The organism is Candidatus Limnocylindrales bacterium, from assembly GCA_035626395.1.
Taxonomy (GTDB): domain Bacteria; phylum Desulfobacterota; class Binatia; order UBA1149; family CAITLU01; genus DASPNH01.
In genome coordinates this window covers 58,763-73,565 of sequence record DASPNR010000026.1, presented here as the reverse complement: position 1 = coordinate 73,565, position 14,803 = coordinate 58,763, and the positions used below count along the sequence as shown (strand labels likewise).

The 14,803-nt window shown below is 67.2% G+C and carries 16 protein-coding genes; 5 read left to right on the top strand and 11 right to left on the bottom strand.

Annotation, left to right across the window (positions count from 1 at the left end; genetic code table 11):
• Positions 1-29: 29 nt before the first annotated feature.
• The 5 genes from VEC57_09040 to VEC57_09020 are packed head-to-tail and all read left to right on the top strand — an operon-like array spanning position 30 to position 5,051.
• Positions 30-647, top strand: a complete 618-nt coding sequence (locus VEC57_09040) for a 2,3-diphosphoglycerate-dependent phosphoglycerate mutase (GenBank protein HYB99268.1) — start codon at positions 30-32, stop codon at positions 645-647.
• Complete coding sequence (locus tag VEC57_09035; GenBank protein HYB99267.1) at positions 644-1,669, top strand: lysylphosphatidylglycerol synthase transmembrane domain-containing protein; 1,026 nt, start codon at positions 644-646, stop codon at positions 1,667-1,669. The genes VEC57_09040 and VEC57_09035 overlap by 4 nt, the downstream gene beginning before the upstream one ends.
• The gene (locus tag VEC57_09030; protein ID HYB99266.1) at positions 1,666-2,952 is read left to right on the top strand and encodes a replication-associated recombination protein A; all 1,287 of its coding nucleotides are present in this window, start codon (positions 1,666-1,668) and stop codon (positions 2,950-2,952) included. The genes VEC57_09035 and VEC57_09030 overlap by 4 nt, the downstream gene beginning before the upstream one ends.
• 42 nt (positions 2,953-2,994) lie before the next feature.
• The gene (locus VEC57_09025) at positions 2,995-3,426 is read left to right on the top strand and encodes a DUF3617 family protein (GenBank protein ID HYB99265.1); all 432 of its coding nucleotides are present in this window, start codon (positions 2,995-2,997) and stop codon (positions 3,424-3,426) included.
• Positions 3,423-5,051, top strand: a complete 1,629-nt coding sequence (locus VEC57_09020; GenBank protein HYB99264.1) for a glucan biosynthesis protein G — start codon at positions 3,423-3,425, stop codon at positions 5,049-5,051. Before VEC57_09025 ends, VEC57_09020 begins: the two co-directional genes overlap by 4 nt.
• Before the next feature lie 36 nt (positions 5,052-5,087).
• Here the strand turns inward: VEC57_09020 and truA are convergent, their stop codons facing one another.
• The 11 genes from truA to VEC57_08965 all read right to left on the bottom strand — a co-directional run bounded on the left by truA (position 5,088) and on the right by VEC57_08965 (position 14,798).
• The gene (gene truA / locus VEC57_09015; GenBank protein HYB99263.1) at positions 5,088-5,855 is read right to left on the bottom strand and encodes a tRNA pseudouridine(38-40) synthase TruA; all 768 of its coding nucleotides are present in this window, start codon (positions 5,853-5,855) and stop codon (positions 5,088-5,090) included.
• An 88-nt stretch (positions 5,856-5,943) separates the two neighbouring features.
• Positions 5,944-7,518, bottom strand: a complete 1,575-nt coding sequence (locus tag VEC57_09010; protein HYB99262.1) for a 2-isopropylmalate synthase — start codon at positions 7,516-7,518, stop codon at positions 5,944-5,946.
• Positions 7,519-7,821: 303 nt separating this feature from the next.
• The gene (pssA, locus tag VEC57_09005) at positions 7,822-8,655 is read right to left on the bottom strand and encodes a CDP-diacylglycerol--serine O-phosphatidyltransferase (protein ID HYB99261.1); all 834 of its coding nucleotides are present in this window, start codon (positions 8,653-8,655) and stop codon (positions 7,822-7,824) included.
• Positions 8,636-9,298 carry a phosphatidylserine decarboxylase family protein gene (locus VEC57_09000; protein ID HYB99260.1) on the bottom strand — a complete coding sequence of 221 codons (663 nt, stop codon included), beginning with the start codon at positions 9,296-9,298 and terminating at the stop codon, positions 8,636-8,638. Before VEC57_09000 ends, pssA begins: the two co-directional genes overlap by 20 nt.
• A gap of 7 nt (positions 9,299-9,305) precedes the next feature.
• Positions 9,306-10,322: a ketol-acid reductoisomerase gene (gene ilvC / locus VEC57_08995; protein HYB99259.1), complete on the bottom strand. Its 1,017-nt coding sequence runs from the start codon at positions 10,320-10,322 to the stop codon at positions 9,306-9,308.
• Positions 10,319-10,873 (bottom strand): acetolactate synthase small subunit, encoded by a 555-nt coding sequence (ilvN, locus tag VEC57_08990; GenBank protein ID HYB99258.1) that lies wholly within the window; start codon positions 10,871-10,873, stop codon positions 10,319-10,321. The genes ilvC and ilvN overlap by 4 nt, the downstream gene beginning before the upstream one ends.
• A gap of 114 nt (positions 10,874-10,987) precedes the next feature.
• On the bottom strand, positions 10,988-11,224 hold the full coding sequence (locus VEC57_08985; protein ID HYB99257.1) for a hypothetical protein: 237 nt from the start codon (positions 11,222-11,224) through the stop codon (positions 10,988-10,990).
• Between the two features lie 104 nt (positions 11,225-11,328).
• Positions 11,329-12,072: a tRNA (adenosine(37)-N6)-threonylcarbamoyltransferase complex dimerization subunit type 1 TsaB gene (tsaB, locus tag VEC57_08980; GenBank protein HYB99256.1), complete on the bottom strand. Its 744-nt coding sequence runs from the start codon at positions 12,070-12,072 to the stop codon at positions 11,329-11,331.
• Positions 12,069-13,154 carry an RIP metalloprotease RseP gene (gene rseP / locus VEC57_08975; GenBank protein HYB99255.1) on the bottom strand — a complete coding sequence of 362 codons (1,086 nt, stop codon included), beginning with the start codon at positions 13,152-13,154 and terminating at the stop codon, positions 12,069-12,071. Before rseP ends, tsaB begins: the two co-directional genes overlap by 4 nt.
• 99 nt (positions 13,155-13,253) lie before the next feature.
• Entirely contained in the window at positions 13,254-14,054 is an 801-nt protein-coding gene (locus tag VEC57_08970; protein HYB99254.1) for a phosphatidate cytidylyltransferase, read from the bottom strand.
• Positions 14,055-14,798, bottom strand: coding sequence for an isoprenyl transferase (locus tag VEC57_08965; GenBank protein HYB99253.1), 744 nt, complete (start codon positions 14,796-14,798; stop codon positions 14,055-14,057). It lies immediately after the preceding gene.
• Positions 14,799-14,803 lie beyond the last annotated feature (5 nt).

Genomic DNA, 14,803 nt, shown 5'->3' with positions numbered 1-14,803 from the left:
CCGCCGCATAACGGTAACAGGAGCATGACGTGGCAACGCTGGCCCTCGTCCGTCACGGACAGTCGCAGTGGAATCTGGAGAACAGGTTTACCGGTTGGGTGGACGTCCCTCTGACCGATCTCGGCCGTCAGGAGGCCCGCCGCGCGGGTGAGCTGCTCGCCGAGACGGGCGTGCATTTCGACATTGCGTTCACCTCGTCGCTGGTTCGAGCACAGGACACGCTGGCGATCATGCTCGAGGTGCTCGGTCAGACCGGTCTTGCGACCGAGCGCGACGACGCGCTCAACGAGCGACACTACGGCTCCCTGCAGGGGCTGAACAAGGCCGAGACCGCCGAGAAGTACGGCGCCGAACAGGTGCACATCTGGCGCCGCAGCTACGACGTTCCGCCGCCCGATGGCGAGAGCCTGGCCGACACGGCGGCTCGAACGCTCCCCTACTTCGAATCGCGGATCATGCCTGAGCTACGCGCCGGCAAGAACGTGCTGGTGGCCGCGCACGGCAACAGCCTTCGCTCGATCGTCATGCGCCTGGACGATCTGACGCGCGAGCAGGTGCTCGAGCTCAACCTCGATACCGGCGTTCCGCTTCTCTACGACTTCGACGAGCAGGGACGGATCCGGTCGAAGCGAGTGCTCAGGCCGTGAAGCTTCACCGCGCGCTGGGGAAGGTCGCAGCCGGCTGCCTCATCGGCGCGGTGTGTCTGTGGCTCGCCCTGCGCAAGGTTTCGCTGGCCGACGTGGGACAGGCCATCGAGGACTTCGACGGCCGCTATCTGGTGGCCGCGATTGGCGTCAGCCTTCTCATCCAGGTGTTTCGCGCGTGGCGCTGGCAAATCGAGCTGACGCCCCTGGCGTCGGTGCCGTTCACGGTTTGCTGGCAGGTCGTCTCCATCGCCTACATGATGATCAACGTCCTGCCGTTCCGCCTGGGCGAGCCCGTGCGGCCGATCCTGATGTCGTGGAAGACCGGCATCCGCATTCCGGCCATCGTCGGCAACTGGATCTTCGAAAAGATGATGGACACGGCGGTGATGGTGCTCATCATCCATCTGACGCTGGTGCTGGCCGAGCTTCCGAAGTGGGCGCACAAGGCGTCGACGGGAAGCCTGGTCACGTTCCTGCTGCTGCTGGGGCTGGTGGCGGGCGTGTGGCTGCGCGGCGAGCGCTTCTTCGACGCGACCATCGGCCGCGTGCTTCCCGATCACTTCCAGGCCAGGGCCAGGCACGTCTTCATGACGGCGCGAGGCGGCCTCGAGATCCTTCCCGACAAGCGCCTGGTCGGGGTCGTCTTCGTGGTGACGCTGGCATTGTGGCTGCTGCCGATCTTCTCGAGCTGGCTGCTGCTGCGCGGCTTCGGCCTGGATCTTCCCATGGGAGCGCCGTTCGTCATCTTCGTCTGCATCGGCCTCGGAACCGCGCTGCCCAATCCGCCGGGAATGTTCGGCGTCTTCCAGATCGCCTCCGTCGTCGCGCTCGGTCTGTACGGCGTTCCCGAAGCGCAGGCGGTGGCGTACGGCCTGCTGCTGAACGCCGTCCAGTTCTTCACGCTGGTCGGCCAGGGCCTGGCGGCGCTGGCGATGACCGGCGTCGGCGTCGGCAAGCTGACGCGCGCGGCGGTCGAGAGCGCCGACGATGTGCAGACCTGTCAGCCCAGCCAGGCCGCATGAAACGGCAGAATCAGTCCTCGCTGTTCGAGCGCGGCGATGCCGAGCGCCTGCGTGCGCAGGCTCCGCTGGCGGAGCGGCTGCGGCCGCGCACGATCGAGGAAGTGGTCGGGCAGGACGAGGCGCTCGGCGCCGACACGTTCCTCGGCCGCATGCTGCGGGGCTCCACGCCGCCGCGCTCGTGCATCCTTTGGGGCCCGCCCGGAAGCGGGAAGACGACCATCGCGCGCCTGCTGGCGGGCCGTTCCGGCTACGAGTTCGTCAGCCTCTCGGCGGTGCTCTCGGGCGTCAAGGACATCCGCGAGGTGATCGAGCAGGCGCGGGCGCGGCGTGGCCTGTCGGGCAAGGGCACCATCGTCTTCGTCGACGAGATCCACCGCTTCAACAAGGCGCAGCAGGACGCGTTCCTGCCGCACGTCGAGAGCGGGGAGATCGTGCTCGTCGGCGCCACGACGGAGAACCCGTCCTTCGAGATCAACGCCCCGCTGCTGTCGCGGTGCCGCGTCGTCGTGCTGTCGCCGCTGAGCGAGGAGGCGGTGGCAACCATCATCGAGCGCGCGCTGAAGGACGTCGAGAGCGGCCTCGGCGGCAGCGGCCTGTCCATCGACCGCGAAGCGTGCGCCTTTCTTGCCACGGCGGCGCAGGGAGATGCGCGCGGCGCGCTCGGCGCGCTCGAAGCCGCCGCCGATCTGGCCAGGGCCGAAGGCAAGACCGTGATCGACGTCGAGCTGGCCGAGCAGGGGCTGCAGAAGAAGGCGCTCCTGTACGACCAGGCGGGCGACGAGCACTACAACGTCGTCTCCGCGTTCATCAAGAGCATGCGCGGCAGCGACGTCGATGCCTCGCTGTACTGGCTCGCCCGCATGCTGGAGGCGGGAGAAGATCCCATCTTCATCGCGCGCCGGATGGTCGTGTTCGCCAGCGAGGACATCGGGCTGGCGGATGCGCAGGCGCTGCCGCTGGCGGTGGCCGCCAAGGATGCCGTCTCGTTCGTGGGCCTGCCCGAGGCGCGCATCAATCTGCAGCACGTGGTGGCGTACCTGGCGCTGGCGCCCAAGAGCAACGCCGCCTACATGGCCGGCGAGGCCGCGATCGCCGAGGTCCGGGCCAGCGGTGCGCTGCCCGTGCCCATCCACCTTCGCAACGCGCCGACGGGCCTGATGCGCAAGCTCGGCTACGGCAGGGACTACGTCTATCCGCACGGCCACGAGGAAGAGGCTCGCGAGCAGTCGTACCTGCCCGAGCGCCTGTCGGGGAAGCGCTTCTTTCGCGATCGGCAGCGGTAGCGAGAATGGACGCGTACCAAAAGGCCCGGTAGGCTCGGGCGCATGATGTGGCGGTGGCGGTGGTTGGTGGCATTGATGCTGATGATGGCGCCGTGCGCGGCGGCAGCGGCCGGTGTTGCGGGCATGCCGGTCGAGCCGGGCCTCTGGGAGTTCTCCTCCTCCATTCCTGATCCGACGGGCGGGACGGCCTGGCAGCAGCGTCACCGCACCTGCGTGCGCGAGCGTGTGGTGACGCCCGAGCGCGTCATGCGGCAGCTCGACGAATGCAGGATCGGCAGCGTCGTCATCCGCGGCAGCTCGGCCAGCTGGAAGATGCGATGCCAGACGCCGGCAGGTCCCATGGCCGGCACCGGCTCGCTGCGCTCGACGACCAGCTCGGTGTCGGGCGTGCTCGAGCTGGCGATGACGTTCGGCATGCTGGAGATACCGGTGACCGGCACGTTCAAGGGCCGCCGCGTAGGGAAATGCCAATGAGCTTCTTCTGCACGCTCGCGTGCCGCGCGTCGGGGTTGGCGCCCGGCACCCGGCGGCTGCCGTCGCAGCGATGCCGGCGGCAATGCGATCTGGGTGCGAAGGTGCGGGCCATCGCAGCGCCCGCCTCCGCCATCGTGCTTGCCGCCGTGATGGCGGTCGTCGCGAGGCCAGCACCGGCGCACGCCTTCTCCATCGACGACGTCACGGCGCGGGCGCTGACGCTGTCGCGCGAGGAATACCGCGACCACCGCAAGGCCGTGCCGAAGTGGATGCTGGTCGGGTCGATGACCTACGATCAGTGGCGCGACATCCGGTTCAAGCCCGAGAAATCGCTGTGGCGAGACGAAGCGCTGCCCTTCCAGGTGCAGTTCTTCCACCCCGGCCTCTACTACGATCGGACGGTGGCCATCAACGTCGTCGACGAGAACGGCGTTCGCCCCGTTCCCTTCGACGTCAAGTCCTTTGATTACGGCAAGAACGACTTTGCGGCGAGGATCCCCAAGGACATCGGTTACGCGGGCCTGCGGGTGCACGCACCGATGCGCAGCAAGGAATACTACGACGAGCTGATCGTGTTCCTCGGCGCCACCTATTTCCGCGCGCTCGGCCGCGACAACGTCTACGGGCTCTCGGCACGCGGCATCGCCATCGACACCGTCTCGCCGACCGGCGAGGAGTTTCCGCACTTCGTCGAGTTCTGGCTAAAGAAGCCGGCACCGGGCGCAGACCATCTGGTGATTCTCGCTTTGATGGAGGGCCCTAGCATCACCGGCGCCTATCGCTTCGACATCCGTCCGGGCGCGCGCACCGTCATCGACGTCGAGTCCCATCTCTTTCCGCGCAAGGCCATCACGAAGCTGGGGATCGCGCCGCTGACCAGCATGTTCTTCTTCGGCGAAAGCTCGCGCCGCCGCTTCGACGACTTCCGGCCCGAAGTGCACGACTCGGACGGCCTGCTGCTGCACTTCAGCAGTGGCGAATGGCTGTGGCGCCCGCTCGACAACCCCAAGCGAATCAACGCGAGCGGCTTTCACATGGAAAACCCGCGCGGCTTCGGCCTGCTGCAGCGCGACCGTACGTTCGCCAATTATCAGGATCTCGAGACGCGCATGGAGCTGCGGCCGAGCACCTGGGTCGAGCCAAAGGGCGACTGGGGCAGCGGACGCGTGGAACTCGACGAGATTCCCTCGGACACCGAGCTCGTCGACAACATGGTCGCGTACTGGGTTCCCGACAGCCCGCCGAAGCCGGGGCAGCGTCTGGACTTCTCCTACACGGTCTCCTTCTTCATGGACGATCCGCAGCTTCCACCAGGCGGGCGCGTGATCGCGACCCGCCAGGACGCCGGCGCCAAGGGCGACACCAACCGCTTCGTCCTGGACTTCACGGGCAAGGAGCTCAATGCGCTGCCGGACGCGCAGCCGCCGGTGGCGGTGATCTCGGTCTCGCCGGCCGACGCCGCCGATCTTCTCGATCACTACGTCGTGCGCAACCCGGACACAGGCGGATGGCGCCTCTCCTTCCAGCTGAAGAAGAAGAGCAACGTGCCGATCGAGCTGCGGGCGTTCCTGAAGAGCGTGGCGGGTGCAATGACCGAGACGTGGTCGTACGCGATCATCGAGTAGGCGGCCGCAGCGCGTCGGCCGCCTGGTCCCGCACGGTCATCGAATAGGCGACCGTAGCGCGTCGGCTGGATAATCGACGCGCAGCAACGTCAGGCCCCTGGCCGGCGCGGTCCTCCCCGCGTCCTGCCGCGTTCCCCTGCCCGACAACAGCAGTGCGAACGTCTCCTTCGTGACCCGGTCCAGCGCGACGTCGACCATGGTGCCCACGAGCGTGCGCACCATCTGCTTCAGGAACGCGTTGGCCGTCACCGTGTACGTCAGGACCGACGTGCCGTCCGATTCCCAGCGGCTGTCGAGGACGTTGCGGAACGTGCTTCGCGACTCGCAATCGGAGGCCCGGAAGGCGTGGAAGTCGCGTTCGCCGATGACCATCGGCGCCAGCTCGAGCAGGCGCTCGACCGGAAGCGGCGCGTAGAGCGTCCACGCGCGATCGTCGAGAAATGGAGAGCGTGGCCGCCCGTGCACGATCGTGTAGCGGTAGGTGCGCGAGACGGCGTCCTTGCGCGGGTCGAAGGCGTCGCCGGCGCGCTCCAGCGTGACGACGCAGATGCTGTCGGCCGTCAGCCCGTTGAGCGAGCCGCGCAGGCGAAACAGGTCGGTGTCGTCGGGAACATCGAAGGCGATGACCTGCCCGTGCGCGTGCACGCCGGCATCGGTGCGGCCGGCCACGGCGATGCGCAGCTCGATGCCGGTGGCGATGCGGATCGCCTTCTCGATCTCGCACTGGATCGTCGGCACGCCGTCCTGCGCCTGCCAGCCGGCCCAGCCCGTGCCGAGATACTCGATGAGTCCGCGGACTCTCACGCTCCCCGGCGCGGCCTCGCCGCGCGAAACGACGCCGAGGTCGCGCGGTATGCTCGATGTGCGAACGGCCGTGGCCGCATGATCGGCTCTAGGGACCAACCGTGTCGATGGCCGCCACTTCCTCGGCCGCCGCCTGCCGCGCGCGGCGGCTCTGCAGCCGGTTGAGTGCGTCCACGAACGCGAGCGCGCTGGCCATTACCACGTCGGTGTGGGCTCCGTGCCCGCGCACGCCGATGTCGCCTTCGCGGATGAAGCACGACACGTCGCCGATGGCGTCGGTGCCGCCGGTGATGCCCTTGACCTGGTAGCTCTCGAGCTTCGGATCGATGCGCGTCAGGTTCTTGATGGCCTGGTAGCAGGCATCGACGATGCCGTCGCCGTTGGCGCTGGCGGTCAGCTCGGCGCCGCCGACCCTCATCGTCACCTTCGCGCGCGGGGCGCCGTGCAGGGTGGAAGCGACTTCGACGTCGCGCAGCTCGAAGTGCTGCGGCACGTCCAGATCCTCGGCGACGATGGCGAAGAGGTCCTCGTCGTACACGTCCTTCTTCTTGTCGGCCAGATCCTTGAACCGGGCGAAGGCCTCGTTGACGTCGATGCTGGTCAGATCGATGCCCAGCTCCTTCAGGCGGGCGGCAAAGGCGTGGCGCCCCGAGTGCTTGCCGAGCACCAGCGCATTGCTGACACGGCCAACCGAGGCCGGTCGCATGATCTCGTAGGTCAGGACGTTCTTGAGCACGCCGTCCTGATGGATGCCCGCCTCGTGCGCGAACGCGTTCGCGCCGACGATCGGCTTGGTCGGCGAGATCGGCACGCCGATCACCTTCGAGAGAGTCTGACTGGCTGGGTAGATCTGGCGCGTGTTCACGCGCGTGGCGACCGAGAAGTGGTCGCGGCGCGTGTCCAGCGCCATCACCACCTCTTCCATCGAGGTGTTGCCGGCGCGCTCGCCGATGCCGTTGATCGTGCATTCGACCTGGCGTGCGCCGCCTTCGACGGCCGCCAGCGAGTTGGCCACGGCCAGTCCGAGGTCGTTGTGGTTGTGCGTGCTCCAGATGACGCGGTCGCCGCCGGGAGTTTCGGTGCTCAGACGGCGGAACAGCTCGCGCAGCTGCGCCGGCACCGCGTAGCCGGTGGTGTCGGGAACGTTGCATACGCGGGCACCGGCGGCGATCACCGCGCCGAACACCTGGATCAGATACTCGACGTCGCTGCGCGATGCGTCCTCGGCCGAGAATTCGACGTAATCGACGTCGCGCTTGCAGCGTTCCACCGCCCACACCGCCGCGTCGATGACCTCGGCACGCGACATTCCCAGCTTGTGCTCCAGGTGCAGGTCGGAGGTCGCGATGAAGACGTGGATGCCCGGCTTCCTGGCCGCCTTGACCGCCGACAGCGCGCGCTCGATGTCCGCCTCGCGCGGGCGCGCCAGGCTCAGCACCACCGGGCCGCTGACCGCGGCAGCGACGGCCTTGACCGACTCGAAATCGCCGGGAGAGGCCGCTGCAAAACCGGCCTCGATGACATCCACGCCGAGCGCTTCGAGCTGGCGCGCCACGACCAGCTTTTCCTCCACGTTCATGGTGCAGCCGGGCGATTGCTCGCCGTCACGCAGGGTCGTATCGAAAATGCGTACCCAATCGTCGGCGTTGTTCGTCGTGGTCATCTGCTTCTCCTTCGTCGCTCCGCGCCGCCATCGTACGGTGGCGGCAGCGCTCGATCCGCTGCGGGCTCCGGCGGCACAAACGAAAAAGCCGCGGGAACCCGCGGCTTTTCTCAATGTCTCGTTTCGTCCGCGGGTGATTCTATGCTGACCCGCCCGCGGCTCGCGATGATGTCTTGTCGAGCTACACCACCGCCGAGGCCCCGGACGGGCATCTAAGGAGCAGGCTCGCAAGCGTGGTGATGTCGTTGCGCGACGTCATCGATTCGTACCGGCCGCGAGACTACCCGCGCCAGGGAGGGGCTGTCAAGCAATTCCACCGTGGCCGCGCTCGTCGCGCTCGCCCTCGTCGCCATCGACTTCCGCCGATGCGGCCATCGGCGCCTCCTTGCTCGGATGCCACTGGCTCCACAGCCACAGCGCCGGGCCAGAGGCCACGTACAGCGACATGCCTGCGAACAGGAAAGCCTGGTAGGCCGCCACCGCCACGCTCAGCAGCAGCACGAGCACCACGAAGCGCGAGATCGGCTGGCGGCTGTGCAGCTTCAGGTTCTTGAAGCTCGGGTACTTGATGCTGCTCACCATCAGCAGCGCCAGCGACCACGTCAGAAGCAGCAGCGTGACGTGCTTGGCCGGCAGGCCCGAGCGGCCCACGTAGCGATACATCAGCACGACCGATGCGAGCATCGTCGCCGAAGCCGGCACCGGCAGCCCCATGAAATAGTTCGAGTCGATGCGTCCGACCAGGATGTTGAAGCGCGCGAGCCGGATGGCCGAGCAGATCACGTAGAGGCTGATCGCGGTCCAGCCCCAGACTCCCCACGGCACCAGCGCCCACTTATAGATGAGCAGGCCGGGAGCCACGCCGAAGGAGACCAGGTCGCACAGGGAGTCGTATTCGATCCCGAAGCGGCTGGTCGAGTTGGTCATGCGCGCGATGCGCCCGTCCAGGCCGTCGAAGATGTGGGCGACCAGAATCGCCAGCGCGGCGTTGTAGTAGGCGCCCTGCATCGTCTGGACGATGGAGAAGATGCCGCAGAACAACCCCATCGACGTGACCAGATTGGGCAGGAGATAGATCCCGCGCGGCACGCCGTCGTGCAGCGGCGCTACGCGAAGGTCACGCTGCCTGGGTTTCATTGGCCGCTCCTTGGACGAGCTGCGCGATGAGTGTCTCGCCCGATCGCACCTTCTCTCCGACGCGCACCATCAGCCGGGTGCCGGGAGGGAGGAAGACGTCGACTCTGGAACCGAACATGATCAGCCCGAAACGCTGGCCCGTCGCCAGCTCCGCGCCGGGACGCACATGGCAGATGATACGGCGAGCGAGCCATCCAGCAATCTGCACCACCACGATCCGCGCACCCGAGGAGGTGCGCAGAAGGAGCGAGTTGGATTCGTTGATCTCGGAGGCTTCCGCCCGATAGGCCGCAGCGAACTTGCCGGGCCGGTGCTCGACCCTCTCGACGACGCCGGCGGCGGGGCTGCGATTGATGTGGACGTCCAGGGGGGACATGAAGATCGTGATCCGGGAAGTCGCTTCGGGAGCGAAGCGGTGCGGCGTCGCGTTCTCCTCCACCGCCACCACGCGGCCGTCGGCCGGACTGATGATGGCATCGCCCTCGGTCGGCGGGTAACGCTCGGGATCGCGAAAGAACAGCAGCACGCCGGTGGCCACGACGGCGCCGACAACGAAAGCCGGCCATCCCAGCGCCGCACCCGCCGCTACGGCCACGGCAGCGGCGATCGCCGCCACCGTGGCTCCTTCGCTGGCGAACTTCATCGCGCGTTCAGTTGCGCGAGCGGTCGACGAGCTTGTCCTTCTGCAGCCACGGCATCAGCGCACGCAGGCGCGAGCCGACCTGCTCGATGGGATGGTTCTCGCCTTCCTTCTGCAGCTCGCGGAAGTGCGGCAGGCCGCACTTGTATTCGGTGATCCACTCGTCGGCGAACTTGCCCGACTGGATCTCGGCGAGCACCTGCTTCATGGCCGCGCGCGTCTCCGGGCCGATCACGCGCTTGCCGCGCGTCAGGTCGCCGTACTCGGCGGTGTTGCTGATGGAGTAGCGCATGTTGGCGATGCCGCCTTCGTAGAGCAGGTCGACGATCAGCTTCACCTCGTGCATGCACTCGAAGTACGCCATCTCGGGCGCGTAGCCGGCATCCACCAGGGTCTCGTAGCCGGCGCGGATGAGCTCAGTCAGACCTCCGCACAGCACTGCCTGCTCACCGAAGAGATCGGTCTCGGTTTCCTCGCGGAACGTGGTGCCGATGACGGCCGCGCGCGTGCCGCCGATGGCGGCCGCATAGGCCAGGCCGACGGCCTCGGTGTCGCCGGGGCCGTCCTGATGCACGGCTAGAAGGCACGGCACACCCATTCCCTTGGTGAACTCGCTGCGCACGAGGTGGCCGGGGCCTTTCGGCGCCACCATGAAGACGCCCGCATCCGACGGCGGCGTGATCTTCTTGAAGTGGATGTTGAAGCCGTGCGCGACCGAGAAGTACGCGCCCTTCTTCAGGTTGGGTCCGATCTCGGCCGCGTAGAGTTCGCCGGCAAGCTCGTCCGGCACCAGCATCATGATCACGTCGGCGTTGGCCACCGCCTCGCCCACCGGCATCACCTCGAAGCCCGCTTCGCTCGCCTTCTTGGCGGAGCCGCTGCCCGAGCGCAGGCCGATGATGACCTTGACGCCGCTGTCGCGCAGGTTCATCGCGTGCGCGTGCCCCTGGCTGCCGTAGCCGATCACCGCCACGGTCTTTCCCGTGATCTTGCCGAGGTCGGCTTCGTTCTTGTCGTAGATCTTCATGCCACGTTCTCCTTGACCGCGGTCTCACCTGCGGCGTTGTTTTCTTCGGCCACGGTGAGCAGGCGTTCCCCGCGATAGAGAGCGGCGCTTCCCGTGCGGGCGATTTCCTTTATGCCGAGCGGCGCCAGGAGGCGGATCATCGCCTCGATCTTCGCCTCGGCTCCGGTGGTCTCGATGATGCAGACGTTCGTCCCGACGTCGACGACGCTGGCGCGGAAGATGCTGACGATGTTCATCACCTCGGCGCGCGCGGCCGAATCGAACGCTACCTTGATCAGCGCCAGCTCCCGCTCGACGTACTCGCCTTCGCGGAAGTCGACGACGCGGATGACCGCCACCAGCTTGTTCAGCTGCTTGATGATCTGCTCGAGGACCGATGCGCTGCCGCGCACGGTCAGCGTGATGCGCGAGACGGACTCATCGAGCGTCTCGGCCACCGACAGGCTCTCGATGTTGTAGCCGCGGCCGCTGAACATGCCGGCGACGCGCGAGAGCACGCCGAACTCGTTCTCGACCAGGATGGAAATCGTGTGCTTGGCAGACTCGGTCATCGAAAAAGGTTTCCTTCGAAGGAGAAAAGGGACGGGAGCGACACCGCTGGCCACCCCAGCCAGCGGTGACGGAGAAGCTTTCCAGTGTGCCGAGCGTCGCGCCCGGTTCGTCGTTCAGGCCGATACGGCGCTTCGGCGGTACTCGGCCAGAATGCGCATGATCTTGTCTTTCTCGGCCAGCTTGAGCTTTTGCAGCTCCTTGCGATGCAGCTCCTCCTCCGGCGAAAGATGGCTGCGAGCCGCCATCTCCTGGACCTCGGCATCGAGCTTGCGATGGGTCTCGTATGCACTGCGCAGCTCTTCGTTGGCGGGGACCAGGGTCTTGATCAGCTCTTCGTCATGAGGCTCCATTCCTACCTCCTCATTTCCGTTTCGTGCGACGGGCGCGCACCGTATTCCCGGCGCATCGGGTTGTCAAACGGGAGCGAACGTGAATCACGTGCGTTTTCAAGTACTTACTCTGGCTGATGCGCCCCGCCGTGCGGGCGCAGGAACGCGGCGGCGACGCGCGCCTGGTTCGGGCGCGGCGTGCTCGTGCCGACATAGCACGGCAGCACCTGCGCAGCCGGCCGCGCCTGCCCGCGCGCGTGCCTGGCAACGCCGAGCCGTGCGAGATCTGTCACCGCACCGTCGTCGACGCGGACCACCGTCGGAACCGGGCGCAGCGCCACGATCGACGGCGTCGATGCGGCATCGGCGGCGATGAGGCAGTCGGCGCCGCGATGCTCGTCGATCCGCCGCCTCAGCTCGTCCGCCTCGAGCACGCCGACGTCGTCGCGTGCTTCCACGGTATCGCCGGCGTGCGCGTAGGCGGCGCAGTAGAAGCGCTCGCTGCCGGCGCTGGCGACGGCGAGCACGGACTTGCCGGCCGAGCCGGCGCGGAAGGCGAACAGCTCGAGGCTGCCAACGCCGACGACGGGCAGGGAATCGAGAAAGGCCAGGCCCCGGACCAGTGCCAGCCCCGTTCGAAGGCCGGTGTAGGAGCCGGGGCCGGTCACCACCGCAATGGCCTGCAGCGCAGAAAGCGCAAGCCCGGCCTGCGCGAGAAGCTCCACGGCCAGCGCGCCGACCGCCTCGGAACGTTTGCCGCTGCTTTCGTCGAGATAGCTGGATCGAACGCGGCCGCCCGCGTCCACGACGGCGGCGCCGGGACGAGGCCCGGCCGTGTCCAGAGCAAGAAGGACGACGCCGCGGCTCACCCAGCCACGATCCGAACGATGTCGTTGAAGACGACGAAGATCATCAGCGCGCCGATGAGCACCATCCCCACCTGCAGCGCGTACTCGCGAACGCGCAGCGACAGCGGCTTCCCGCGCACCGCCTCGAAGGCCATGAACGCCAGATGGCCGCCGTCCAGCACCGGGATGGGCAGCAGGTTGACGATGCCGAGGTTGACGCTGATGAGCGCCATGAAGATCAGCAGCGGCCGCAGCCCCGAGCGCGCCTGCCGGCTCGCCTCGCGCGCGATGAGGATCGGCCCGCCCAGATCCCCAGCCGAGAGCCGGCCCTGGAACAGCCGCGCCACGGTCTGCACGATCATCCAGGAGTAGCCGGCCGTCTGCTGCACGCCAACGCTGGCCGCGCGCGTCAGCCCCACCTCCTGCGTCTCCTCGGAGCGAAGGACGCCAATCTGGAAGACCGACTCGCCCTCCTCCCCGAACTCGTCATAGCGCGGAGCCAGCTTGGGCGTGACGACGGCCGTGCGGCGCGCGCCGCTTTCGTCGATGACTTCGAACGTCAGCGCCTTGCCGCCGCTGCTCACGACCACGTCGAGGAGGTCCTCCCATTTGGTGATCGGCCGCGAATCGACCGCCACGACGGTATCGCCGGCTTTGAGACCGCCGGCCTCGGCCGGCTGCCCGGGCGCGACCGCCTCGACCACCGGCTTGTCGGACGGAACCGAGACGCCGTAGACGTAGGCGCAAAAGGTGAAGAGCAGCGCCGCAAAAATCAGGTTCACCGCGGGGCCCGCTGCCACGATGGTGGCGCGGGCAGCCAGGCTCTTGCTCGTGAACCCGCGCCTGGGGTCGGCGGGGGCGTCCTCGTCGTCCCCGCCCTCCTCGTCGTATCCGGCCATGCGCACGTAGCCGCCGAGCGGAACCAGGGCCAGACGGTAGACCGTCTCGCCGAACTTCCTGGCGAACAGGGTCGGGCCGAAACCCATCGAAAAAACCCGCACTTCGACGTTGTTCCACTTCCCGGCCAGAAAGTGACCGAGCTCGTGGACGAAAATGACGATGGCGAGAACGAGAACTGCGGCAAGCATGCTTCCAACGGCCATGACTTCTTCTCTATACGGGCTGCAGCGGGACCGAAACCCGCAATCTTCCCACACTCAAAAGGGCAGCCACTTTCTGCGGCGGCGCAACAGCGGCCTGTCTTACGCCACGCTGAGGACGGCGTAGTAGTAGGTGAACACGATCGGCAGCACCATGCTGTCGGTCCGATCGAGCACGCCGCCATGGCCCGGCAGGATCCAGCCGGAGTCCTTGGCGTCATACGCGCGCTTGATCATGGACTCGGCCAGATCCCCGACCTGGCCCAGAAGGGATATCACTGCCGCCACGAAAACGACTTCGACGGCCCCGAACCGGTCGACGAGCACCTCGTCGAAGATAGCTCCGACGAAAACTGCCGCAACGACCGAGCTGATGGCGCCCTCGATGGTCTTGTTCGGTGAGACGCTCGGCCACAGCTTGCGGCGCCCGAAGGCGCGGCCGCCGAAGTAGCCGCCGGCGTCGCTGGCCATGACGCAGGCCAGCAGAAAGAACACGAGCTTCGGCCCACCCGGCTGCGCGCGAAGCCAGATCAGATGCGGCAGCAGCAGACCGCCGTACAGCGAGGCGAACAGGATCTGGCCGGCGCCGACGACGCTCCTCTGCATGTTCTTGGCGGTCGCGAGCGTTCCCAGAAGGATTCCCACCAGCGCAACGACCAGGCCGGCCGACACCGCCCGTCCGGTTTCGTCGATGAGCATGGAGACCGCGATGACCATGCCGGCGCCGGCGGTCAGAAGCGTGCCGCCGTTGATCATCTCGCGCTGCATCGCGGCCAGCTCGCGAAGCGAGATGAACGTGCACAGAAGGACGACAAAATTGTAGACCGCCGGCGAAGCGGAAAGGATCAGCCAGATGAGGATAGGAATGGCGATGATGGCCGTGACTATCCTCGTCCTGAGCACTCACGCCTCCTGTGCGAGCTGCTGATCGGTGCGGCCGAAACGGCGGCGGCGCTTCTTGAACTCGGCCAACGCCGCAAGGAACTGCGGCCGGCGAAAGTCGGGCCACAACGTCTCGGTGATGTAGAGCTCGGTGTACGCCGCCTGCCACAGCAGGAAGTTGGACAGCCGCATCTCGCCGCTCGTGCGGATGAGGAGATCGGGATCGGGAATCGTGGCCGTCATGAGTGCGCCGGCAAAGGCCTCTTCGTCGATGTCTTCGGCCGCCAGGTCGCCGTCGCGCACGCGACGCGCGAGCTTGCGCGCCGCCGCCAGGATCTCCTCCCTGCTGCCGTAGCTGACGGCGAGCTGTACCGTCATTCCCGAGTTGTCGCGAGTGCGGTGCTCGACGTCGCGCAGGTCGGACAGGACCTCGCGCGGAAGCCGCCGGAGATTGCCGATGGCGCGCAGGCGGATGCCGTGACGCATCATCTTGTTGACCTCGGTGCGAAGGTAGCGTCGCAGCAGGCCCATGAGCGCTTCGACCTCACGCCCGGGCCGCTCCCAGTTCTCCGTCGAAAACGCGTACAGCGTCAGGTACTCGATGCCGATCTCGCGCGCCGTCTCGACGATCTCGCGCACCGAGTCCTTGCCCTTGCGATGTCCCTGGATCCGGCTGAGCCCGCGCTGCGTGGCCCAGCGTCCATTGCCGTCCATGATGACGGCAACGTGGCGAGGGAGGCCCTCTCCGATCGGCGGCGGATTCACGAGCG